Origin of the sequence: Mycoplasmopsis mustelae, from assembly GCF_004365095.1 — a bacterium.
In the GTDB taxonomy this organism is placed as follows: Bacteria; Bacillota_I; Bacilli_A; order Mycoplasmatales; family Metamycoplasmataceae; genus Mycoplasmopsis; species Mycoplasmopsis mustelae.
Window position 1 is genome coordinate 338713 of record NZ_SOCN01000001.1, and the last position, 24645, is coordinate 363357.

Genomic DNA, 24645 nt, shown 5'->3' on the forward strand with positions numbered 1-24645 from the left:
AGACAATAAATATATTTATATATTTATTTTATAATATTATTATTAATATTAAAAAAGTTTTTATTTAGGAAAAAAATGGCAGAAAAAGTAATTAAAGCTGTGGTGTTAAGAATTGAACAAAAAGCAGAAAATGAGTTTTTAGTTTCTTTTTTTACTTTATATGGTTATTTAGCACTATTTACCCAAGGTTTAAATAAGCAAACCTCTAAAAATCGCGCAAATTTGCAAATTGGTGCTTTAGTAGAAATTGAATATTTTCGAAGTCGCCTAAAAAACAGGATCGGACGACTTAAAAAAGCACATTTTATACATAATTTTGATATTACAAACGCTATTATTAATCTCTTTTTTTTAAAACTTGTTAAATTATTTCAACACCTTAAATTTCCTAATCATCTTTTTGAAATTTATGTAAAAAACCTAAGTAAGTATAATACATCAAATGTAGAAAAATATTTAACATATTTTTATGCGCAAGCTACAACTTATTTTGGTATTAAACCTTCCTTTAATAGTTGTTATATATGTGGGAGTCGTAAAAATTTAATTGATTTTTCAATTAATAACGGTGGTTTTATTTGCTCAAATCACAACCATCAATTCAACCAAACCACAGAGAAATTACAAGTTTTTTGAAATTTATACTACAACTTAGATAAATATCTAACAACTGTTTCTGAAGAAGAAAACCAAAAACTCCAAGGTGAATTAAAAAATATTATCCAAAATGCAGGTTACTATATATAAAAACAGGTATTTACCCGTTCTCATTAAGTTCTAATACATGCAGTTCCAATTCTATTAAAATTATTTAAATTTGCATAAGAATTTTCTGTTTTAGAAAGAGTTTTCAGAAACTATATTTTTTGCAATTATATTCAATAGCACATCATTTCTTTGTCTTCTGGTGATAAAAGAATTACATTATCTTTGCCAAAAATAAACATCTAAAACACCAAATCTAGAACTCCGAACAGGCAGATTCTTAAATACAAATTCACGTTCTACTTAAGTGTTTAAAATCGTAGGTATCTATTTTTTGTTGCTTTGTTATTTTCTTTTTACCGATAAGATCTTATAATTATTCTTTTGTTTTTGAATTTAGAGGTTTGATGAATTTACTTTCTTATTATGGTGCTTACAATTTGTGTAAATTGACATAATACTTTTACAATAAAAACACAACTTAATAAGACTGCTGATAGCAGCAATATTTTTTTAGTTTAATCTTTACCCTTAATTTATCATTATTAAATTTTACCTTATTTATGAAAATAATATAAATAAGGTAAAATAAAAACATGAAAGGAAGTAATGCATAAGGAAAATATAGTGTTATTTGGAATGGAAAATTCTTTAAAATTAGCTGAAAAAGTATCAAAAATAGTTGGAGTACCAGTCTCAAAAATCAATCGTACTATATATGCCGATGGTGAAGTAATGCTTGTTTCAGGACCAACAGTACGTAATAGAGACGTTTTTATCATCGCAAGCAATAGTAAACCAGTTAATGATAATATTATGGAATTATTAATTTTTATTGATTCACTTAAACGCGCAAGCGCCAAAAGTATTAATGTTTGTTTAAGTTACTATGGTTATGCCCGCCAAGATCGCAAAGCCAGCGGAAGGCAACCGATCGGTGCTAAATTAATTGCTGATTTGTTACAAACCTCAGGTGCTACAAAAGTAACTTGTGTTGATTTACACAATCCGTCAATTCAAGGATTCTTTAATATCCCAGTCGATGATTTAAGAGGTCAATATCCTCTTTCTATTGCACTTAAAGAAACTAAAGAAAAATTTACCGTAGTCTCGCCAGATCACGGCGGAACTGTTCGTGCTAGAAAACTTGCTGAATTAATCTCACAAACTATACATATTTGTATTATTGACAAAAGAAGAAATGGTATAAATCAAACTGAAGTTATGGGGATTTTAGGAAACATTGAAAATCAAAATGCAGTAATTATTGACGACATTATTGATACCGGAGGAACAATTCTAAAGGCGGTTGAAACTTTAAAAAAATATGGCGCAAAAAAGGTTATTGTAGCCGCAACTCACGGATTGTTTAATCATGGTTTTGAAATTTTTGAAAACCATCCCGATGTTGATAAAGTAATTGTAACTGACAGTGTAGACAATTATGAACTACTAAAAAAATTCAAAAAATTACAAATCGTTTCTTTGGGTGACTTTTTAGGAAGGGTGATTAGCGCCTCTTTTAATGGGAGTAGCATTTCAGAAATTTATAAAGAATACCACAAACAAATTGCGAAGATGTAAATCAAATCACATTTTTGTTTTGTAAAGTATAAATATGAATTCAAAAAAACAAATTGTAGAACAATTATGTAAGCAAAATAATTGAAATTTTGAAAAACTTTGTCAATATGTTGAACTTATTGAAGAAAAAAATAAAATAATGAATTTAACTGGTTTTAGTGGCGATGCATTATGAGAAGAGGGAATTTTAGAATCATTAGAATTTATGCATAAAGCAATTGGTGGGCGACAAATAAGCAAAGTTTTAGACATTGGTGCCGGAGTAGGTTTTCCTTCTGTTCCCTTTTTTATTACAAATCCAATATTTAATTTAGATATTTTCGAACCTATCCAAAAGCGTTGTGATTTTCTAAATTTAGTAATCAATGAATTAAAGTTAAAAAATATCAAAATTTATAAAAAGCGTATAGAGGACTTCAAACAAAAAAATATCTATGATCTAGTAACTGCGCGTGCGGTTATGGATGTGCAAAGTATGCTTTTAGCCGGTTTTCATGTTGTAGGATTAAACTCTGAAATGGTTTTATTAAAAAGTAAAAACGTTTATAATGAACTTAAAAACGCCGCTTTTGCTCTATCTAAATTAAAAATAGAAATTAACATTGAGGATTTAAATCCTAATTATAAAACACGCGATAATAAAGTGTTAAGAATTAAAAAGTTACGTAGTTGTCCTGCTGATTTTCCATATACTTGAAAAGAAATATTAAAACTTAAACAAAAATCATAACCACCATTATTATGTGATTATGATTTTTTATTAAATAGAATTTTTATAGGTTGCTTTGATTATTATTTATGTATTTTATTAATGAAAAATTTTTCTATTGTGTTATAAAGAGAAAAAAATCACACTGTTCAAATAACTTTATTTAAGTTATTTTATTATATAAAGTAAATAAATTTAAATTGATCTAAAATATCAAAAGTCTAGAAATATTAAAACTTAGACAAAAATACAAAAATTAACAAAAATTATGATAATAAAAAATTATTAAAATGATTCTAGAGATGTTAAGAATATTAATGTGAGAAAGAAATTAATAAACACATAAAATTATTATAAGAATTTTTACATTAAAAAAAATATAAAGGAGGCTTGCAAATGCTTAAATTATTAAACACCAAGAAAATAAAAAACAAATTAAAAACCTTAAAAATGAAAAAAATAAAAACCTAAAATATAAAAATAAATGACAAAAATAAAAAATGATAATTTTTAATCTTTATGTTAATAAAAATTAAATAACAAAACGAACGACGAAAATAATTATGGTAAGTATATTTTAAAAATATAAATTAATAGGAATTTCCTAATAATGTAAAAACATAAAAAAATAAATAATATACTATAAAAAGAATTAAATTTTTGAGAAAATATACGAATATATAAATTTTAATTACCGAAACAAATAATTTTCTATAGGTTTCTAGCCTCACAAAATAATATGAAACTAGATAATTATTATATCTTAATTTTGTAATAGTTTAAAAATTCTTCAACTAAATTACATTTTCTCTCTTTATTATTTTTTCCATTTTTTCAATATAATCAATGTCTTCTTCTCTAAAACTTATATTAGAATCGATTCATTCACGGCGCTTTGCAGAATCCTCACCCATCAAAGTACTTACTCTTCGTTCAGCTGAAGATGCATCTTCAATATTAACATTAATTAAGGTTCTTGTTTCAGGATTCATAGTAGTTTCTCACAATTGGTTTGCGTTCATTTCACCTAAACCTTTGTATCTTTGTAATTCGAAAACACCTTTAATTTTTAATAAGATTTCTTTTAAATCATTTTCATCTCAAGCATATTCAATTGTCTTTTTACTTTTGTTAGTAATCTTAAACAAAGGTGGAATCGCAATATAAACTTTTCCTGATTCAATTAGTGGTTTCATAAAACGATAAAAGAATGTTAAAAGTAAAATTTGAATATGTGCACCATCAGTATCGGCATCGGTCATAATTACAATTTTATTATAATTACATTTACTTAAATCAAAATCTTTACCAAAACCTGTACCAATTGCATTAATAATTGTTGCGATTTCAGTATTCTTTAGCAAATCCAGAATTCTCTTTTTTTCAGAGTTAATAACCTTACCGCGAAGCGGTAAAATGGCTTGATATTTCCGATCTCGTCCACTTTTTGCTGAACCACCAGCCGAATCCCCCTCAACAATAAATAATTCTCGCTCAGATGCTTTTTTAGAGGTTGCCGGAGTTAATTTATCACTGATAACATTTTTTTCTCGTAATGATTTCTTAGATTGTCTTGCTTCATCGCGGCGCTTACGTTCTTCAATTCGTATTTCATAAGCATTTTTAATTTTTTCTAAAACTTTTTTAAATTGAATTTTGTGTTCTAAAATTCATTTTTCTAAACATTTAGAAACCAATTCATCAACAACATTTTTAGCATCTGGAGTACCTAATTTATCCTTTGTTTGACCAACAAATTCTAGTAAATTTTCAGGAATTTTTAATGAAATAACGCATGTTAATCCTTCGCGAATTTCATCAATATCAAAACTTCCTTTTGATTTCAAAAAACCCTCTTTTTGAGCATATTCATTAATTATTTTAACTAGCGCACTTTTTAATCCTAATTCATGATTTCCACCATCACGCGTTTTTACATTATTGACAAAACTTAATGTTAGATTAGAATATGAATCAGTTCATTGAAACCCCAAGTCAACTTCAATGTCTTTTTTCTCCCCTTTAAACGAAATTACCTGTGTAATAGAGTTTTTTGAGTCATTTAAAAAATTAATAAAGGCTTCAATTCCGTTGTTATATTGATATATTTGATCAAAATTATTTAATTCATTAACAACGTGAATTTCTAAGTTAGAAATCAAAAAAGCACTTTCTTGGAGTCTTTCGGCGATCGTATTTACATTTAATTTTGCATTCTTAAAAAAGGTATAATCAGGTCAAAATTCAATGGTTGTTCCTGTTGTTTTGCTCTCTCCAATTTCTTGGGTTCTTTTTACAATTTTATCTCCATTAAATTCAGTAAGATACAACTTTCCATTTCTCGCCACTGTTGCTATTAATTTGGTTGATAAAGCATTGGTTACGCTAGAACCAACTCCATGCAAACCACCAGATGTTTTATAAGCATTCGAATCAAATTTACCACCAGCATGCAATTCAGTAAATACTACTTCAACACCAGTTCGTGTATCACCTTTTACTATATCAACCGGAATTCCGCGCCCATTATCGGACACTAAAACCGAACCATCTTTACGTAAAATTACTGAAATTTTATTTGCATACCCTGCTAAAACTTCATCAATAGCATTATCTACTATTTCTCAAACTAAATGATGTAAACCATTAACATCGGTTCCCCCAATATACATTCCTGGACGTTTACGAACTGCTTGTAAACCTTTAAGTTGTTGTATACTACTTGCATCATATTCTTTATTAGTCATATTTTTATTATATTATGAAAAGTCAAAATAAAAATATCATTGCTAAAGATTATATTTTCAAAGCACTTTTTAGTAGTTAATTAATAAATCTTAAAAGTTTAAATATATCTTTTTGTTAGTAAACGAAAATTTAAAAATTCTATATAATTATTTTAATTTTTTATAAAGGAGTTAATTTGTTAAATATTTCAAATTTATGATATAAATTTACAAACCATTGAAAAGGGTTTTGAGTTAATAAAAATCTAACAAAAAAAATTATTTTTACTTTGGTAATGTTAACTATTTTTGTGTTAGGGACTACTATTACAGCGCCTTTTATTAGAATCTCAAATCCAAGCCAACTGAGTAGCAATTCATTTTTAAATACTTTAAATTTGATTGGTGGAGGAGGTTTACGTCAATTTTCGCTTTTGGCCCTTGGAATTAGCCCATTCATTAATGCTTCCCTAATAATGATGATTTTACAATCTAAAATTGTTCCTCCTATTCATCGGATGAGTCAAAGTGGCCCACAAGGTCGTAAAAAAATTAATGTTATTACTAGATTTATTACTTTATTAATAGCATACCCACAAGCAATTTTCTTAACAAGAACACTCTCAAGCGGTGCCCCACAATCTATTTTTATCCAAATTGTCGGAACGCAATATTTTAGTGAAAATTTATTAGTTTACTTTATTATTCCTACCATCTTGGTTGCCGCCTCATTATTCGCTTTATTCATTTCTGAACAAATAACTAATAAAGGTGTGGGTAACGGAACTAGTTTAATTATTTTTACTGGTATTGCTTCAAGATTACCATTTCAATTTCAATCAGCTGTTGCATATTACATTGGAGATGGTGGAAACATTATGAGGGGTGTGGTAAGTTTCTTCGCCTATGTTTTAGTTTATGTTGTTGTAATTATAATCATTGCAATCGTTTATGTTTCAGAAAGACATATTCCTATCCAACAAGTTGGTGCCGGGCGTTCAAAAACACGTAAAGAAATGGGTAAATTACCTATTAAAGCCAATCCTGGAGGAATTATGCCAATTATTTTTGCTATGCTAGTTTTATCTTTTCCTACTATGATTGCTAATGTTTTACCAAATTCAAGTCCTTCAAAACAATGAATAAATACAAACTTACAGTTTACTCAACCTATCGGATTTACTTTATTAATTATAATTATTTTAGTTTTCTCGGTTTTAATGGGGATTCAACAATCAAAAGTTGATAAAATTGCTGAAGATTTTTCAAAGAATTCAACATTCATTCCCGGAGTTAGACCAGGTGAAGAAACACAAGACTATTTAGTGGGTATTGTCTTTCGTTTGAGTGTATTTTCTGCATTATATTTATTAATTTTAGGAAGTATGCAATTTGTATCAATTATGCTACACATTCTACCACCTGTAATTGCTTTTGGTGGAACTGGTTTGATGATTTTAGTTTCAACTTCATTAGAAACACTTGACCAACTAAAAGCAAGAAATAAATCAAATAGATTATCAAAAGCAAAACGTTTAACTCAACAAAATTATGAAAACATTAATATAAATAATTCTAATAATAATAAAAATACAAATGATGCAGGTTTATTATGATAACAAAAAATTTAATTTTAATGGGTAAGCCAGGCGCTGGTAAAGGTACCGTAGCTGAAATTATTGCCAAAGAGGCAAATTTAGTGCACCTATCAACTGGCTTTATTTTTCGTAATGAAATACAAAATAAAACCGAATTAGGTCAAAAAGTAGAATTTTATGTAAATTCAGGCGGATATGTTCCAGATGAAATTACTAACGAAATAGTTAAAAACGCAATTTTAAAGCTTAAAAATGAAAAAAAACTTTTTATTTTAGATGGATATCCAAGAACTATATCTCAAGCTAAGTTTTTAAAACAACTTCCTGAATTTCAATTTCAAGTAATCCAATTAACTGTTAGCGATGAGGTAATATTAGAACGTTTATCAGGTCGCAGAAGTTGCAAAAAATTTGGGCACGGTTACCACATAAAATTTAATCCAAGCAAAATTAAAGGAATTTGTGATATTGATGGTTCAGAATTAATGGTTCGCACCGATGATAAACCTGAAAAAATAATTAATCGCCTTAACATTTATAACCAACAAACTCAACCACTTTTAAATTATTATAAAAATAATAATGAATTAATTATTTTAAATGGGGAACAAAGTCCTAAAGAAGTTGCTAAAAAAATATATGATAATTTATAAAAAAAGAAAACAAACTTTACTTAAATAAAATATTAGAATTTTTTTAATAAAATATTTTAAAAATTTAAAAATTTTATTTTGTATATTTTCTTTTATTGCTATAATAATATAGCAATTTAAGAGTTGCGAGTGTAGTTTAATGGCAGAACTTCAGCCTTCCAAGCTGACTATGAGGGTTCGATTCCCTTCACTCGCTCCATTTCATTTTTAATGGCCAACAACAAGCAAATGCTTGTTTTTTTTTTTTTTTTTTTTTTTTTTTTTTTATTTTTTTTTTTTTTTTTTTTGTTTTTTATTATAATATAACCCGGAGGAAATATGAAAGAAACACAAAAATTAAAAGAAGTACAAGCTAGTTTACAAGTATTCTATCAAAAAGTTAACAATATTCACTGAAACGTAAAAGGATTAGAATTTTTTGAAATTCATTCACAAACTGACAAACTTAAAGAAGACGTTCTAGAGTTTGTTGATGAGATTGCTGAAAAAGTAGTTATGCAAGGCGGAGTTGCTTTAGGAAGTTTTCAAGAAGTTCTAGAACTTTCAGTAATTAAAGAAGAAAAATCAAGAACTTTTGATTACAAACAAGCAGTATCATTTTTAGTTGAAGACTTAAAAACCTTATTAACTTTATCTGAAGGTTTTGAATGGACCGATAGAGTACAACCTATTTTTGACGAAGTATTATTATCACTTGATAAGTGATTATGACAATTTTCAGCAATGTCTAAATAGATATTAATATTAAAAATCCACTCAATGTGGATTTTTAAATTTTTGTTTTACTATTTATATTTTTAAAAATATAAGCAAGTATGAAAAAAGACCAAAAAATTTAGTTTAAAACAGATATTATTTATTTTGAATTGCTTCTACGCCAGGTAATGGTAAGCCTTGAAGTAGTTCTAAACTTGCTCCACCACCAGTTGATACGTGTGAGAATTTATCAGTCATTCCAAGTTTTTCGACAGCAGCAACTGAATCACCCCCACCAACTACAGTATATGCGTTTGGTAATTCTGCAATTACTTGACAAATAGAGAATGTACCATTTTTATAATTTTCAAACTCCGCTACTCCTACTGGACCATTTCAAACAACAGTTTTAGCTCCTTGTAGCGCTTGTTTAATTAATTCAATAGATTTTGGACCAATATCTAATCCCATATAACCATCTTTGATTCCGCCAGTTTGGAATTCTGGTTTAAGATCTTTAAATTCTCTTGCAACTGCATGATCAACCGGCAATATTACTTTGTTTTTGTATTTTGCTAAAAATTCTTTAGCCATTGGTACAAAATCTTCTTCAACTAAAGAAATTCCAGTTGAATATCCAATTGCTTTCAAGAATGTATAAGCCATTCCACCACCAATTATCATTTTATCTGCCTTTTGAATTAAATTTTCTAACATCTGAATTTTATCAGAAACTTTTGCTCCACCAATTATTGCAACATATGGGTGTGTTGGATTTTTAATTACTTTATCTAATGAAGTAACCTCTTTTTCCATTAGATAACCTAAAGCGGATTCGGCGATATTTTTAGAAATACCAACATTTGAAGCGTGTGATCTATGCGCAGTTCCAAACGCATCATTAATAAATACATCACCTAATGAAGCTCAATATTTACCTAACGATATTTCGTTTTTACTTTCTGCCTTATCATTTAGATCTTGGAAACGAGTATTTTCTAAAACTAAAACATCACAGGGTTGCATCGCTTGAACTGCTTTTTCAACTAATCTTCCACGTGTTTCAGCAACAAAACTAACTGATTTTTTAAGTTGTCTTGCTAATTCTATAGATACTACTCTTAAGGATTTAGTCTGTAAGTCGTCAGTAGTTTTAACTCTACCTAAATGCGAAAGAATAATTGCCTTTCCACCTTCTGAAACGACTTTTTTAATAGTGGGTAAGGCTGCTGTAATTCTTTTTGTCGATGTAATTACGCCGTCTTTTAGAGGAACATTAAAATCTACCCTAATCAAGACTTTTTTGTTTTTTAAAACAACATCATTAATTGTTTTTTTCATTTATGTCTCCTGTTTTTATATAAATTTAATTAAATTATAATAAAAATTAATACAATAAAAATAAACAAATGCAAAAATTTCAAAATAATTGCTATTTTGGCTATTTTTAAATCACAAAAATCCCAAAACCACTTAATATAGTATTAAAAATTCAAATAATTTTGGTACAATAAATTTATATAAATTTATAAGTTAGGAGAATAAATGAAGCTTACTGATAAACGCACAAAATTAATCGCTACAATTGGGCCTTCTAGCGACAATATTGCAATGATGCGTTCTTTAATTTTAAATGGTGTTTCAACTGTTAGAGCAAACTTTAGTCATGGTTCCTATGAAGAACAAGCAAATAAATTTGTTTTAGCTAAAGAAATTTCTAAAGAACTACATATTCCGGTCTCACTACTTTTAGATACCAAAGGACCTGAAATTCGTGTTGGTAAAATGAAAGATGGGGCACAATTAGTATCTGCAGGAAGTGAAATCTTAATTCATACCACACAAGAAAAATATTTAAATTTTGAAGGAACACCAACCGAAATCACTGTAGCCTATGATATGGCTAAAGATTTAGTGGTAGGTAATCAAGTTTTAATAGATGACGGTAAATTATCAACCGTTGTTATTGAAGTAGGTACAGGATATGTAAAGGTTCGTGCTGAAAATACGCATAAATTAAAAACCAACAAACGAATTAATTTACCTGGAGTTGATTTCTCATTGCCATTTTTATCAGAAAAGGATATTAATGATATTAAATTCGGAATTAGCCAAGGAATTAACTACGTAGCTGCGTCATTTGTTAATACAGCAAAAAACGTTCATGATTTAAGAAAAGTTTTGAATGATAACGGTGGTTCACACATTCAAATTATTGCAAAAATTGAATCGCATTTAGGATGCATAAATATTGATGAAATTATTGAAGCAGCCGATGGAATCATGGTAGCCCGTGGTGACTTAGGTTTAGAAATTCCTTATTATGATGTTCCTTTTTATCAAAAGAAAATGATACGTAAATGTCGTGAAGCAGGAAAGCCGGTGATTGTAGCTACTCAAATGTTAGATTCAATGGAAAACTCACCACATCCAACTCGTGCAGAAGTAACTGATGTTTATTACGCAGTAGAATTAGGTGCAGATTCAACAATGCTTTCAGGAGAAAGCGCAAACGGTTCATTTCCGTTAGAGTCAGTTAAAACCATGACTGCAATCTCTAAACGTGCAGAACAAGAATTCTATTCAAGAAATTACTATGAAAGACAACTAGATGCAGTTTGATGCAATTGTGAGCAAGATAACAAACGTGCTCAAATTTCATTTCACGTCGCTAAAAAGACTAAAGATGGTGAATATAGATATGTTGTAGTGCTTTCACGTAGTGGAGAATTGTTAAAACATGTATCTAAATTCCGTCCAAATACCATCACAATTGGATTATTAGATAATGAAAAATTAATTCATGGATTCGGAGTTTATTCAGGTGTTTTTGTTTCAGTAGATTCTAAGAAATTATTTAATGTAGTTAAAAAAGATCCAAGCAAAGCATATGAAACCTTAATTCCTTACGGAATACAAAAAGGTGACAAATTCTTAGTTGTTGAAAATGATAAATTTACTGAATTTACAGTAGATTAAGAAGAATGACCTATATCGTTAGGTTATTTTTTATTATAAAATAAACCCAGTTTTGGGTTTATTTTATATTATTTATTTTTCTTTTCATCAACTTTTTCTGCTCTATTATATTGATTGTTATATACAACAATTCCGGTGTCTGGAAGAACTATTTTTTCTCCCGCAACAGGATGTTCTTCTTTCTCATCTATCATAATTAATGAACTAAATTCTTTAATTAAATGTCTTCCAAAGAATTTACGTTCTAAATATAAATTAATGTATGGTCATACTAAAAAGAATAAAATATTAATAATAATATAAACAACAGGTAGATAAAATGGAAAGGCCGCTGAGTTTCTATCTGCAAATAATCCTCATCCATTCGGATTTGATTTATTTGGTTCTGTTAAGAAAGTAAATACAGCAACTAAATATACAATTTCTAAAACTGCAATTCCTATTACAGTAAATACTGCAGAGATGTAGAATAAAACTTTGTTAATTTTTGTTGTTTCTTCTATTTTTCCACGTTTAAATGCATATAAAGCAATAATTAAAGCATAAATATTAAAGAAGAATATGGTCGGGTATCCAGAGCCGGCATCAATTAAAATATCTGAATTTAAAACAAATGATGGAATGAAGATTGATAATGATCAAAATCCCAAGATAAATCCAATATAAATAAATGTTGCTGCAGATAATCCGAAACGATTAACAAATCATTTTGAAGCAAATAAAAGTTTAGTGTTAACTACATTACTTACTTCATTAAAGAACGCAGATGTAAGTCCATTAATAACTCCTAGTGTTGAAATTATTAAGAAAAATAAAATTATAGGTTCAATATATATTGCTACGGTTTTTGGAAGTGAGTCTCTTAGCAAATCACCCACGTATCCTTTGTTATGTAAAATAGTAGAAACCGCAATTAATGTATAAGTTACTAAAACTAATATCATTCCTAGTAAAATTGCTTTTGGTAAAGTTTTGCTTGGCTTTTTCATTTTGTGTGATAATGATGCAGAAGTCAAGAATGCATCATATGCAAATAATACTGCAGGTAATGCTGAAACTACCGCTTTAAATGAAAATGAACCACTTACAAATGCATTTACTCCAGATGGGTTAGAGTTATGTGTATTGGGAAATATAATTCCAATTAAAAGTGCCGCTAATAATGGAATGAATTTTAAAACGGTAAATAAGGATTGCATTATCCCCACTGTTCGTACCGAATAATGATTAATTACTAAAAATGTTATAACCAATAAGAATCCAACCAAAATATGCACACCTATATGGATTTTATTAAAGTCTAAATTAGAAACAGTAGCAATGAATTTAAAAATGATTTCTGAACCAAAAATCCCTAAAACAGTTGCTAAGATTCCCATATAAAATGTTGAATAATTTACTGCTGTGAAATATCCAAACCGAGACCCCGAAACTTTATATGCTCAGTTTGATAATCCTACTAATTTTGTTTTCTTGAACGAACCAATTTCTGCAAAACTTAATGCTGCTGATAGCGAAATAATTCCACCAATAATTCAGGCAAGCAATCAAGAAACCCCATTTCCTTCTACAACTCTGGAAATACTTAGGTTTTTAAAAAATATCCCGATACCTACAACCGAACCGACAATCAGCATCAATGAAACAAATAGTCCGATTTTTTTGTGAATTTTCATTTTCCCCTTTCTTTAAAATTTTAAATTATAAAATAAGTTTGATAGTTCGTATTTAAAAATAGGTAAATTATCAAACGAATTTATAAGTAAATTATACATATAATTTACAAAAACTTGTTCAATTAAGTGCGGAATTTCTAAAATGGCTGTTTTTTGTTCGCTATATGTTATTCAGTCACTTCATTTGATATCACTTGTGATAAAAAGTGCGTGTTTATGTTTTTGTGAGAGTTCATTAATTACTACAATATCACCAGAACCAGCAAAGAAAATTAATTCAGTAAATTTAGTATCTAAATATTTAAAATTACTACGAAAATCTTGTAAATTAAACTGATTTTTTAGTAATTTTAGAATCTCATTAATTGACAATTTAATATCAACTATTACATAATATTGATTATCTTCAACTTTAATAAAGTCTTTTAAACCTAACTGATAAGCAATTTGATAAGATGTACCGTGAATAAAATTGTCAAAATTAGTATGGATAGAATATGCTGTAATTTGATTAATACGTAGCATTTTTAAAATCGGAATTTTATATGGGGCTTTTTGTTGAATCTCAGAACGTGTTTTTTCAAAGACAAAGGGATGGTGTGTAATAATTAAATTACATTGATGTGTAATTGCTGCTTGATAAACTTCCATATTTAAATCTAAAGCAATCATAATTCCTGTTATTTTTTTGTTTTGCTTTGTTTTTAACGCATATCCACTTGGATCTCAATCCTCTTTATAAAATATCGGAAATTTTGCCTCTAAAAACTCTATTACTTGTTTAATAGTCATTTTAATTACTTAAATAGTCTTTTAAATTCTTACCATATTTAGCATTATTTTTAAGTTTTCTTAAAATTTTATTTTCTATTTGTCTAATTCTTTCTTTCGAAACATTATTTCGCATAATGGCAAGCTCTTCAAGCGAATGTACCCGATAACGATTACCGTCTTTATCATAACCCACACCAAAACGACGACAAATTAATTCTTTTTCATCTTCTTCAAGTTCGCTAATCATATTTAATAAAATTGTCTTAAGTTCTTCTTTCGCTGAATAATCTACTGGATTAATTACTACTTCATCTTTTACAAAATCGCTAAATGATGAATCATTTTCTTTTCCTACTTGTTTATCCAACGAAATTGGGTCAATATTTATTTTTTTAATATAGCTAACTTTATCGGCGGTAAACTCGCCGCCTAAGCGTTCTGCAATTTGTTTTGGAGTAGGATCAACACCCAATTCGTGTTGCAATTCGCGCTCAATTTTAGAAACTTTATTAATTGTTTCAACCATATGCACAGGGACACGGATTGTACGTGCCTGGTCTGCTACCGCGCGGGTTATAGCTTGTCTAATCCATCAAGTTGCATAGGTAGAAAATTTATATCCCTTAGTTACATCATATTTTTGTACTGCTTTCATAATTCCTTGGTTTCCTTCGGAAATTAAATCAATGAATGATAAACCACGATTTTTATATTTTTTCGCATTATTAATAACCAAACGCAAATTACGTAAAATTAACTTATCGCGTGCTCTTTTACCTCTAAAACCTCCCCTATCCATTTCTTCTGATAATGCTTTTTCTTCTTCTTCTGTTAATAGCTTTCCATATTTACCAATTCAACGCATATATCATTTAACAATATCATTTGTTTCGGTTAGCTTGTTAGTTAACACACGTGATTTCTTAGTTTCAGTTTCTAATAATGTCATATTGGATGATAACATTTCAGAATTAAAATCTCCGAAATTGAATTCATCATCGTCTGAAGAGTCATCAGAATATATCGTTTCTTCTTCCTCTTCCTCATCTTCATCTTCGTCTTCATCTTCAAAGTATTCTTTATCGTCGTTTTTAGATAAATCATCTAGATCATAATCTGGTTCTGAAAAATCACTCATATCGTCATCAAAATCTTCTAATTCATCTTGTGATTCTAAAATTTCATCTTTTTGATGAGTCTTTTTGGATTTATTAATTTCCGCTTCTATAGCATCTTTATCATAGTCATCCATATCGCCAAAATCAACATGATCTTCAACGATTTTTGCTTTCATTAATGCATTTAAAAATTCATCAGAATCATCTGCCTCTAAACTTAAATTATGTTCTAATAAAATATCAAAAACCTCTTCTTGTGAGAGGTGTTTTTCTTTACGAGACTTCATTTCAGTTTTTAAAAGCTTAATAACTTCTTTAAATTGAGACATTTTACCTCTTTTCTATTTTTATACTTTCTTTTTTTAATTGATTTAAATTTTCATTAAAATCGTTGATTTTTTGACTGTTATGTATTTTATTTTTTATATAAAAATCTTGATTTGCTTTTCCCGCTTCCCTAATATAAGGTAATAATTTAAATTCTACCTTATTATGTTTGGCTTGTAAAAAACTTTGATCTATTTGTTGTTGACATTGATTAAAATATTCATTGAAATATGTAGATAAATCACTATTATTTTGATATTTAGATATGTTTATAAACAAATCCTGTAGTTGTTTCTTAAATACTTTAATTTTAGTTTCTACTTCTATATTTTCGTATGCTTCTGTTATACTATCAAATATTGCTTGTTGAATATTTTTAGTAATCTCAAGGTTAAAAAGTTTGATTTCTTTATATAAATCGCGCAATTCAGAAGGCTGACTAAATAAAATATCTATTCCTTGTTTTTGATAAAATAATTGCGCAAAATCGTTTCTTAATAATAAGAATACTAAAACCTTAAATCTTTTGTAATGACTAATTGTATCTCAAAATTCATTTTTTTTATTCTGAAGATGATAATCTTCTTGAACTAATTTTCAATCACCATATATATCATTTGCAAAATTGTTTTCATTAATTATTTGTGCGTTATTTTTATTATCAAATAACAACTTATGATGAAGATAAGAAATTATCAATTCATAATTGAACTCATTTTTTATTTTATTTATAAAATAGTTTTGAGTTTCTTGGGGGTAATATCTTAAATACAATTCAAATTCTTTTGCAAATTCTTTTATCGCTGCAAAATCAGAATTTTTATCAATCTTATAATTATTGATTAAAACATTATAAATAAAATCAATTGCATCTTTAGTGGTATTTATGACTTTTTGCAATGCTTTAACACCTTGTTCGTTCAATGTTTCATCAGCATCTTTTTGGTACGGATTTATTACAATCTGAATACTTTGAAAACTGTTAGCTAGCAGTGTTTTCACGGTTTTTAAAGTAGCTGTAATTCCAGCATTATCATTATCTAAAAAAATTTTAATTTTCTTTCCATAAAGCAAACTAAGATGTTTGCTAGTTAAGGCTGTTCCCATAATCGCAACAACATTTTTTATATTTGCACGATAACAAGCAATAACATCCATGTAACCTTCAACAATAATTATTTCTTTATTAGCTTCTATAAAATCTTTAGCATCCGAGTAATTATAAAGTATTGCAGATTTATCAAATAGAGCGCTCTCTGGTGAATTGATATATTTTGCATTAGATTCACTTAAACTACGACCACTGAAACCTACGATTTCTCCGTATTGGTTTTTAATTGCAAAGACTAAACGGTTTCTTAATAGCTCGTTTCCTTCGGCATTAATTAAGCCCGCTTGCAATAATTTTTCCATTGGATAATTTAAACGCTCGATTAAATAATTAATTAATTCATTTGCAAGAGGGGCATAACCAATGTTAAAATGACCTAAAATTTCATTATCAAAAATGTTCCTTTGTGTTAAATAATTTTTTACATTATTATTTTTTAACACTTGTAAGCGATAAAAATTATTTGCTGCTTTTAAAATTTCAAGTATTTCACTATCAATAGGATTATAATTTTTTTGATTTTGTTGATTATATGAACTAAAATCAACATCTAAACCACCAATTTCAGCGATTTTTTGCAAGGCTTGTAAATATGATTTATTTTCTTTTTTTATGAGGAAAGTTATCATATTTCCGCTCTCACCACAAGCAAAGCATTTGTATATTTTTTTACTTTCTGAAACCGTAAAGCTTGGATTACTATCTTGGTGAAACGGGCATAATCCGATGTAATTATTACCCTTTTTAGTTAATGAAAGATAATGGGAAATAACATCAATAATACTAATTTGAGAAGTTATTTTATCTACAATTTCTGAACTAATTGATTTAGACATAAACCTCCCGAGTTAATTTATAAATATTTTTTTATATCATTAATATTAATTCGCATTTGTTGCATCGTATCGCGATTACGTAAAGTTACAGTTTGATCTTCTATACTTTGATGATCTACAGTTAAACACCAATATGTTCCTATAGCATCTTGGCGACGATATCTTTTTCCGATAGAACCTGTTTCATCATAAATTGCCGCAATTCCAACATCTACTAAATCGCCATAAATATTTTTTGCTTGCTCTGAAAGTTTTTTAACCAAAGGTAAAACAGCAATTTTATAAGGTGTAATCCAAAGAGGAAATCTTAACACAACCCTTTGATCACCTTCGACAATTGTTTCAACATCATAAACATCACTAAGAACCGCTAACATTAAACGGTCTAAACCAATGCTTGGCTCAATAACATATGGAACAATTTTTTGATTAGTTTCTGTAATTAGATATTCTAAACTCTCTCCAGTAGCTTGCATATGTGCGGATAAATCAAAATTAGTACGATTTGCAACTCCTAATAATTCGCCTCAACCAAATGGAAATTTAAATTCTATATCATTTGTAGCATCTGAGTAATGTGCCAATTCTTCTTGTTCGTGAACACGAATTCTAATACTATTCTCTTTTATTCCTAATTTTTTAACAAATTCTGCTGATTTTTTAACATAATAATCAAATCAGTAATTAGCTTCAGAAGGTAAGCAAAAAAATTCTAATTCCATTTGTTCAAATTCACGAGTTCTAAAAATAAAATTTCCCGGCGTTACTTCATTACGAAAACTTTTTCCGATTTGTCCAATTCCAAAAGGCAACTTAGCGCGAGTTGTTCTTTGCACATTTTTAAAATTAATAAAAATTCCTTGCGCTGTTTCGGGACGTAAATAAATTTTATTTTTATTTCCTGCCACTATGCCTTGTTCTGTTTCAAACATTAAATTAAACTGTTTAATTTCCCCTCATCGGGTTTTTGTACCTTGATATTCTTTTAGATGTAAATTAAGAAAATCTTGAATTTCTTGATTAGTCATTTTTTCGACAACTAAATCGGGTTGAATTTCTTGAACTAATTTATCAGCACGATATCTTTTAGAGTTAACTTTATTTTCAATTAATGGGTCATTGAAATTGCCTACGTGCCCGCTTGTTACTCAAACCTGTGGATTCATTAAAATTTTCGAATCAATTAAAAAATTGTTTGCTTCTTTAAGAATAAATTCTTTTTTTCAAAAATCTTTAATATTATCTTTTAATAATGAACCCAATGGGCCATAATCTCATGTATTAGATAAACCACCATAAATTTCACTTCCTTGAAAAACAAAACCGGTATTTTTTAGGTGATTGACCAAATCTTGCATTAATTCTTTATTGTTTTTAAAATTCATTTCGGATATTATACTCTTTTTATATTTTTTAAATATAAAAAGGTTATTCTATATTATTTTTCCAAATAAAGAAATAAAAAGCCATAAATTGTGGCTTTTTATTATTATATTATTTTGGATAAAGTGGTGGTATTTCTCCAACCCATAGAAGAATTACTAGTAAGAATAAAATAGTTAATGATAATGTAAGTAAAAATGTGGTTCAGAATAAATAAGGAAATCTTTTTTTAGTAGCTTCTAATGATTCGACCGCAGCAGCAACTGGTGCTGATTTTTCATCTGCAAATACAACTAAATGGGTTTCAAGTTTTGCCTCTGCTTCATAAATTGCAAATTGATATTCTGTTTCAGGAAGAAAAGCAACATGTTTTTTATCAAATAAAACAAATGATAATTCTTGTGCTAGCAAGGCTTTTTCTCCAGTTGTTTTAACAAAATATACAAAAGTTTCTGGAGTAAATTTAATATCTGTTCTTGCAACTACAATTTGTGCGAATTTTTCTACTGATTTTGCTAGTGAAATAGAAATTAATTTTAACAAATTAGTTGCTTTTTCGTTATTCATAAGTAGTTTTTTTAATGCTTCCGCTGCTGTTAATACAAGTTCTAATTGTTTTTTTACTCTTGCTAATTCTTCGGGTGAAGTTACTTGTTTTTCAGTAAATCTTGTTGAGATTTTTTCAACTTTTGCTGAATAGACTGCTAGAACTTCTAATTGTTTCAATGGTTCTAAATGTCCGATAAACGCGAACTTAACAACTTCACGTTCTTTTTTATAAACAACCTTCTCAACTTCAACAACTTTTTCTACTTCTACTACTTTTTCAACAACTTTTTCGACTACTTTTTCGACTTCAACAACTCTAGGTGCTTCTGTTTTGGTTTCTGTAATAACAACAGGTTGTTTGTTTGCTTGTTTTTCTAATTGCTCATTTAATTCACGAAGTTTTTCTATTTCTAAATCTTTTGCTGATTTTTTTCTTTCAATTACAAATTCATCATCAACTGGGAAATATGTCTTGTGATCACTTACAACTTTAAAGTCAGTAACTGTTTTTAAAAATTTTTCAGCTTCTTGAGATTTTCTTAAACCTGTTTCAACATTAACAAAAAATTCTTCCAAAACTTCTTTTTCAACTACATTTCCATCAAATTTATCAACATTAATTTCAAATGATCAATTGTTATCTTTTCCCTCTGAAATAAAAATTCCACCAAAAACTTTTTGATCAGTTTGGAATCAGGTAGCACATTCATAACCAAGTGATAAAAATCAATTCATTGCGTCCTTGCGTGTTTTAAAACGAGCTAATTCGTCCTTTACTTTTGGATGTCTTAAAACCCAAGGATAAGTTTTATTTTGCACTGGTTTAAACAAACATAATAAACGTTTCATATTTCTAAATACCTCTTTTGTTCTTTCTTTTCTTATATTTTTGCTATTTACGCATGATTACTATTACTAAATTAGTGCTTAACAATAAGATTATAAAAAATAATCTTTATTATTATATAATAATAATTATTTAAAAATATAGTGATTTTTATATTTTTATTCCTAAAATATAGGTAAAAACGAAATAAATTACATTTTTTATAAATATAATCATAAATTTCATGTGTTTTTTTCTTTTTCATCTATATCATAATAGAAAAAGTAAAGGACACCGATGCAAAATCAAAATTTAATACTTAAAAAAATTAATGACACCGTGCCTGAAACCACAGGTGTATATTTTTGAAAAAACGCAAATAATGAAATAATTTATGTTGGTAAAGCAAAAAATTTAAAAAAAAGAATGAAACAATATTTTGAAGGACATATAAATTCTTGACTAACTCCAGCTATGTTGGATTCTATTAAAGATTTTGAATTCAAAGTGTGTTCTAGTGAAAAAGATGCATTTTTATCTGAATTAAAATTTATCAAGGATTTTAATCCCCGTTATAATATTAAACTTAGATACAAACGTAGTTATCCATATTTTATCTTTAGATTAAATAAAGGATCATTAAATATAGAAATTAGCGACGATCTAACTAAAAAAAACATTATTTATTATTTTGGACCACTTACTCCTAATACTGATTTTTCCTCTTTTTATGATGTTTTAGTAAATTCTTTTTTATATCATAATGGCCAAAAAATTGAAAATAAAGAATTAACATATTGGTACGAGCAATTAGATATTATTAAAAGCATTTTTAAAAACAAATATCCAAAATTTCGTGAAGAAATTTTTAAAAAAGAAATGCAATTTAATTCAAAATTAGAATTTGAATTAGCTGCGAAATATAAAAATGCTTTATCTTTTTTAGATTCTTTATGGCAAAATCAAATTACAGAAATTAAAAATACTGATACAATAGATATTTTTTCTTTCCAAAAACTAAATGATAAAGTATTCGTCGCACTTCGCTCATATCAGCACGGTTCACTTGTTTTGTTTGATAGTTTTATAAGAAATTGAAGTGGATTAATAAATGAGTTTATAGAAAATTTTATTACTAACTTTGTAGCAAATAAAAAAGAAAAAAAGTCTAAAATTAATTTAGATTTTAAATATAAAGATGAAAATTTAATCTTTGATGAAAACATAAATAAACGAATCGTATACCCACAAAAAGGTATTTTTAAACTCATTATAGATAATTTAAATGAAAATAATCAAGCACAAGTGGATAAATACATAAAAACACATAATAATAAAAATACCAAAGTTGTTTGAACAAGTCTTCAAGCAGATTTAAACTTAGATAATATCGATAAATTTATTATGTTTGACAATTCATTCGAAAATAACCGCGATGAAATTGTGGGTTTTGTTCTAGCACGCGATCAAAACGGTACTATTCCTTCCTTTTACGTCACAAATAATCTGTCAAAATTAAAAAAAGAATATGATATCAAATCCGATGTTCATTTTACTTACTATAATGCATTAATTTTCATTCAAAAAAATCTACATAAAATTACAAATAACGATATTTTTATAGCCGATGGCGGTTTAGCGCACATTAATGAAATTAAACAGGCATTATATGATATGAAATTAAATAATAAAGTTTTTGGTTTAATTAAAGATGATAAACACAAAACTAAAACCCTAATCAACGATCAAAATAAAAAAATTAATATTAGCGATCAATCATTCTTATTTTTTGCAGATATGCAAGATAAAGTTGATAAATATGCCAAAAAACACTATCGCAGTTTATCGAATAGAAAAATTTCAATAAAACAAACATTAAACATTCCTGGTGTGGGTGAAAAAAGTATCAAGGTGCTTATTAAACATTTTAAATCTTTTGAAAACATCAAAAATGCAACTCAATATCAATTATCAGAAATTGTAAATAAAACAATTGCATCACAAATCTTTGAACATTTTAATAAAAAAAAATAATTTTTTAACTATATATAACTGCTAAAAAATTATTTTTTATTTGCTCTTCTTTGAAAGAACAAAAAAGCTTTCTAAATTAAATGCAAACGACTGTGGACCTCTAAGTTTGAATAAAATATTAGGATTAAACACTCCGCGGCCTATTTCAAAAGCTTGAATAGGATTTGACACTCATTTTAAATTTTCATCCTGAACAGTTTCTTTAGTAGGCTCACCGGTGATTGGATCAACTTTATAAATAGGTTTTTTACTTGCTACAAAATCTGACACTCTAGCAATATACACTCCATCAACTCTCGCAATTGTTGGGTTGCTATTTGTTTTTGTAGGATCATAACTTTCTACCCGATCTCCATAAAGATTCGGTTTAGTCAATTCTTTTGAAAAATCATTATCATTTAATAGTATGGTGTTATTTGCGTAAGTTGTTACGTGCACGTGTGGCATTCAACCACCATTGGTTTCGAGAGAACCTATAAATGCTAAAGTGTCACCTTTGTTAAATTTTTGAGGGGTTTTAGGACTAACACTTTCTATAATATCAAAGGTTCTTTTACCATAAGTTTGTGTTATTGGAGTTCAATCAAATTGTTTATTATTTAATGTTAAATTAGCATCCAAATGAATAAATCCAATATACACTCATCGGTTATCGCTTAAATCATATGTACCAAAGTATTCTTGTAAAATTTTTGGTGATAAGTTTAATTTAGATAACCTAACACGAATTAACATCACTGTCCCGACTCCTGCACCAGTTTTAATTTGTTGTTCATTAACATGTGGATAATAAACTGCAACGATTTCGCCATCATATGGAGCAAGAATTTTTGTATGTTGTTCTGTCAAATAATCTTCACCAACATGTACTGAAATTGGTGTTTGTAGTCCTTGAGTATAAAATGTTCTAGTTTGGTCATAACCACCAGTAAAAAGTTTATTTCCATATACTGAATATATTGATGCATTAACTCTAGGTAAATCTTCAAATGTAAGATGGTCAACTTCAAAGTTATATGCATTTGTATTTTCTTTTAAAAATTCTGTATCAAATAATTCAGCAAATTTACCAACACCAATGTGTTTAGTTAGTTTTATAAATTTATTGTTATATTTTGCAATAAAAGTCAACCATCCATTACGATAATCTGTTGGTTGAAATGAAACCTTTTTATATTCAAAAACATTATTAATAGGTAAAACAGTAATATCTCTATCAGTTAAATCCTCAAAGTTTTGATTATAGATATTAGAATTTGCTGGCTTTGCTAAAAGATTTTCTTTTAACTTTTCATCTCTTAATAAAGTATTTTCTGGGTCAAAATTAATTGTAAAAATTTTGTCAAAACCTACATTTAAAAATGGTAATTTTTTGTTAACTTCAAGAGTATTATCGATTCCGTTTGCAACTCTTACTTTGACTGAAAGTTGATTAAATTGTTTTGAATGTGTAAAACTAACATCATTAACAAAAATTTTGATTGTTTGATTTTTGTATTTTTCTTTTAAAGCAGTCAAATCAGGAATGTCTAACGTAAACATAGATTCAAGTTGTTTTCTATTTAAATCCTGAAAACTATAAATCGCATTTTCTTTATTATCTATAAACTGTTTAATAGTTTCAAATGATGCATCATTTTTATCTTTCAGTGAAACATTAATTTGATTGGTATCTAAAAATGTTTTCAATTCATCAAATAATTTATTTATTTGATCATAACTTTTGGCATCACTAGTTGATAGTTTGATGCCCTTTAAATAAAAAGGTATAGTAACTTCAGAATATAATTGTAACTTTGAATCAGTCCCTTCAATTGGAGTCTCAATTTTTATAGGTATAACTACATTGTTTTTATTATTTAAATCTTCACGAATATTATGATAATCAAACTTGAAAGATAATTTTTTTGTTTGCTCATCATTAACTAATTGATTTTGTTTTAGAATGTTAATAAATGTATCTTTATCGAATGATAGATAATCATCTATATAATTATTTGAACTTAGATTTTTAAATGTAATATTAGAAGCATTAGTTTCGATTTTAAATTTCAGAACCTGCTCTGATACATCATTATATTGAAAGAAATCTTCTATTTTAGTTAAAAATAATGATTCATTTTGCGTTTTAGTTGGATTTGTAATACTTGCAATTTGATATTCTTTTTGCAATAAATTTTGTTGTATATCTTCGGGTTTTTTAGGTTCTTTAGTTTCTACTAACGGATTATTACCACCTGTTTTGTGATCAGAATTTTGAGAATCTTTCTTTTTTACATTAGTGCACGCAGCAGCTAAGGCAACTGTCGCAGTAGTTAAAGGAGAAAGTAATCAAAATAGTTTTTTTAATCTTTTCATTTT

17 protein-coding genes and 1 tRNA gene are annotated in these 24645 nt (G+C 27.7%); 9 read left to right on the forward strand and 9 right to left on the reverse strand.

Features of this window, described 5'->3' with window-relative positions:
- Nucleotides 1–75: 75 nt before the first annotated feature.
- The 3 genes from recO to rsmG all read left to right on the forward strand — a co-directional run bounded on the left by recO (nucleotide 76) and on the right by rsmG (nucleotide 3019).
- The gene (gene recO, locus BCF59_RS01440) at nucleotides 76–747 is read left to right on the forward strand and encodes a DNA repair protein RecO (protein ID WP_134110532.1); all 672 of its coding nucleotides are present in this window, start codon (nucleotides 76–78) and stop codon (nucleotides 745–747) included.
- 567 nt (nucleotides 748–1314) lie between these two features.
- Complete coding sequence (locus BCF59_RS01445) at nucleotides 1315–2289, forward strand: ribose-phosphate pyrophosphokinase (RefSeq protein WP_134110534.1); 975 nt, start codon at nucleotides 1315–1317, stop codon at nucleotides 2287–2289.
- A 34-nt stretch (nucleotides 2290–2323) separates the two neighbouring features.
- Nucleotides 2324–3019, forward strand: a complete 696-nt coding sequence (rsmG, locus tag BCF59_RS01450; RefSeq protein ID WP_208317575.1) for a 16S rRNA (guanine(527)-N(7))-methyltransferase RsmG — start codon at nucleotides 2324–2326, stop codon at nucleotides 3017–3019.
- A gap of 773 nt (nucleotides 3020–3792) precedes the next feature.
- Here rsmG and BCF59_RS01455 read toward each other — a convergent pair.
- Entirely contained in the window at nucleotides 3793–5745 is a 1953-nt protein-coding gene (locus BCF59_RS01455) for a DNA gyrase/topoisomerase IV subunit B (RefSeq protein WP_134110538.1), read from the reverse strand.
- 176 nt (nucleotides 5746–5921) lie between these two features.
- Between BCF59_RS01455 and secY the strand changes: the two genes are divergently transcribed.
- The 4 genes from secY (at nucleotide 5922) to BCF59_RS01475 (ending at nucleotide 8710) form a co-directional block, all read left to right on the forward strand.
- Nucleotides 5922–7343, forward strand: a complete 1422-nt coding sequence (gene secY, locus BCF59_RS01460; RefSeq protein WP_234851411.1) for a preprotein translocase subunit SecY — start codon at nucleotides 5922–5924, stop codon at nucleotides 7341–7343.
- Entirely contained in the window at nucleotides 7337–7975 is a 639-nt protein-coding gene (locus tag BCF59_RS01465) for an adenylate kinase family protein (protein WP_134110542.1), read from the forward strand. The genes secY and BCF59_RS01465 overlap by 7 nt, the downstream gene beginning before the upstream one ends.
- A 125-nt stretch (nucleotides 7976–8100) precedes the next feature.
- Nucleotides 8101–8174: transfer RNA gene (locus tag BCF59_RS01470), tRNA-Gly, on the forward strand.
- A 119-nt stretch (nucleotides 8175–8293) separates the two neighbouring features.
- On the forward strand, nucleotides 8294–8710 hold the full coding sequence (locus BCF59_RS01475; protein WP_134110544.1) for a Dps family protein: 417 nt from the start codon (nucleotides 8294–8296) through the stop codon (nucleotides 8708–8710).
- Between the two features lie 117 nt (nucleotides 8711–8827).
- Here the strand turns inward: BCF59_RS01475 and BCF59_RS01480 are convergent, their stop codons facing one another.
- Complete coding sequence (locus BCF59_RS01480) at nucleotides 8828–10012, reverse strand: phosphoglycerate kinase (RefSeq protein WP_134110546.1); 1185 nt, start codon at nucleotides 10010–10012, stop codon at nucleotides 8828–8830.
- A gap of 204 nt (nucleotides 10013–10216) precedes the next feature.
- Here BCF59_RS01480 and pyk point away from each other — a divergent pair, with 204 nt between their 5' ends.
- A complete protein-coding gene (gene pyk, locus BCF59_RS01485; protein ID WP_134110548.1) occupies nucleotides 10217–11650 on the forward strand; it encodes a pyruvate kinase in 1434 nt (477 codons plus the stop codon).
- 68 nt (nucleotides 11651–11718) lie between these two features.
- Here the strand turns inward: pyk and BCF59_RS01490 are convergent, their stop codons facing one another.
- From BCF59_RS01490 to BCF59_RS01515, 6 genes are all read right to left on the reverse strand, one after another.
- Nucleotides 11719–13326, reverse strand: a complete 1608-nt coding sequence (locus tag BCF59_RS01490; RefSeq protein WP_134110550.1) for an APC family permease — start codon at nucleotides 13324–13326, stop codon at nucleotides 11719–11721.
- A 12-nt stretch (nucleotides 13327–13338) separates the two neighbouring features.
- Entirely contained in the window at nucleotides 13339–14118 is a 780-nt protein-coding gene (locus tag BCF59_RS01495) for a Nif3-like dinuclear metal center hexameric protein (RefSeq protein ID WP_134110552.1), read from the reverse strand.
- 1 nt (nucleotide 14119) lies between these two features.
- A complete protein-coding gene (locus tag BCF59_RS01500) occupies nucleotides 14120–15547 on the reverse strand; it encodes an RNA polymerase sigma factor (RefSeq protein ID WP_134110554.1) in 1428 nt (475 codons plus the stop codon).
- A gap of 1 nt (nucleotide 15548) precedes the next feature.
- Complete coding sequence (dnaG, locus tag BCF59_RS01505; protein ID WP_134110556.1) at nucleotides 15549–17492, reverse strand: DNA primase; 1944 nt, start codon at nucleotides 17490–17492, stop codon at nucleotides 15549–15551.
- Nucleotides 17493–17509: 17 nt separating this feature from the next.
- On the reverse strand, nucleotides 17510–18850 hold the full coding sequence (locus BCF59_RS01510) for a glycine--tRNA ligase (RefSeq protein ID WP_134110878.1): 1341 nt from the start codon (nucleotides 18848–18850) through the stop codon (nucleotides 17510–17512).
- Nucleotides 18851–18986: 136 nt separating this feature from the next.
- Nucleotides 18987–20273, reverse strand: coding sequence for an MAG3090 family protein (locus BCF59_RS01515; protein ID WP_134110558.1), 1287 nt, complete (start codon nucleotides 20271–20273; stop codon nucleotides 18987–18989).
- Between the two features lie 274 nt (nucleotides 20274–20547).
- Between BCF59_RS01515 and BCF59_RS01520 the strand changes: the two genes are divergently transcribed.
- A complete protein-coding gene (locus BCF59_RS01520) occupies nucleotides 20548–22284 on the forward strand; it encodes a GIY-YIG nuclease family protein (RefSeq protein WP_134110560.1) in 1737 nt (578 codons plus the stop codon).
- 36 nt (nucleotides 22285–22320) lie between these two features.
- Here BCF59_RS01520 and BCF59_RS01525 read toward each other — a convergent pair whose 3' ends face one another.
- Nucleotides 22321–24642 (reverse strand): MSC_0775 family lipoprotein, encoded by a 2322-nt coding sequence (locus BCF59_RS01525; RefSeq protein ID WP_134110562.1) that lies wholly within the window; start codon nucleotides 24640–24642, stop codon nucleotides 22321–22323.
- Nucleotides 24643–24645: the final 3 nt, after the last annotated feature.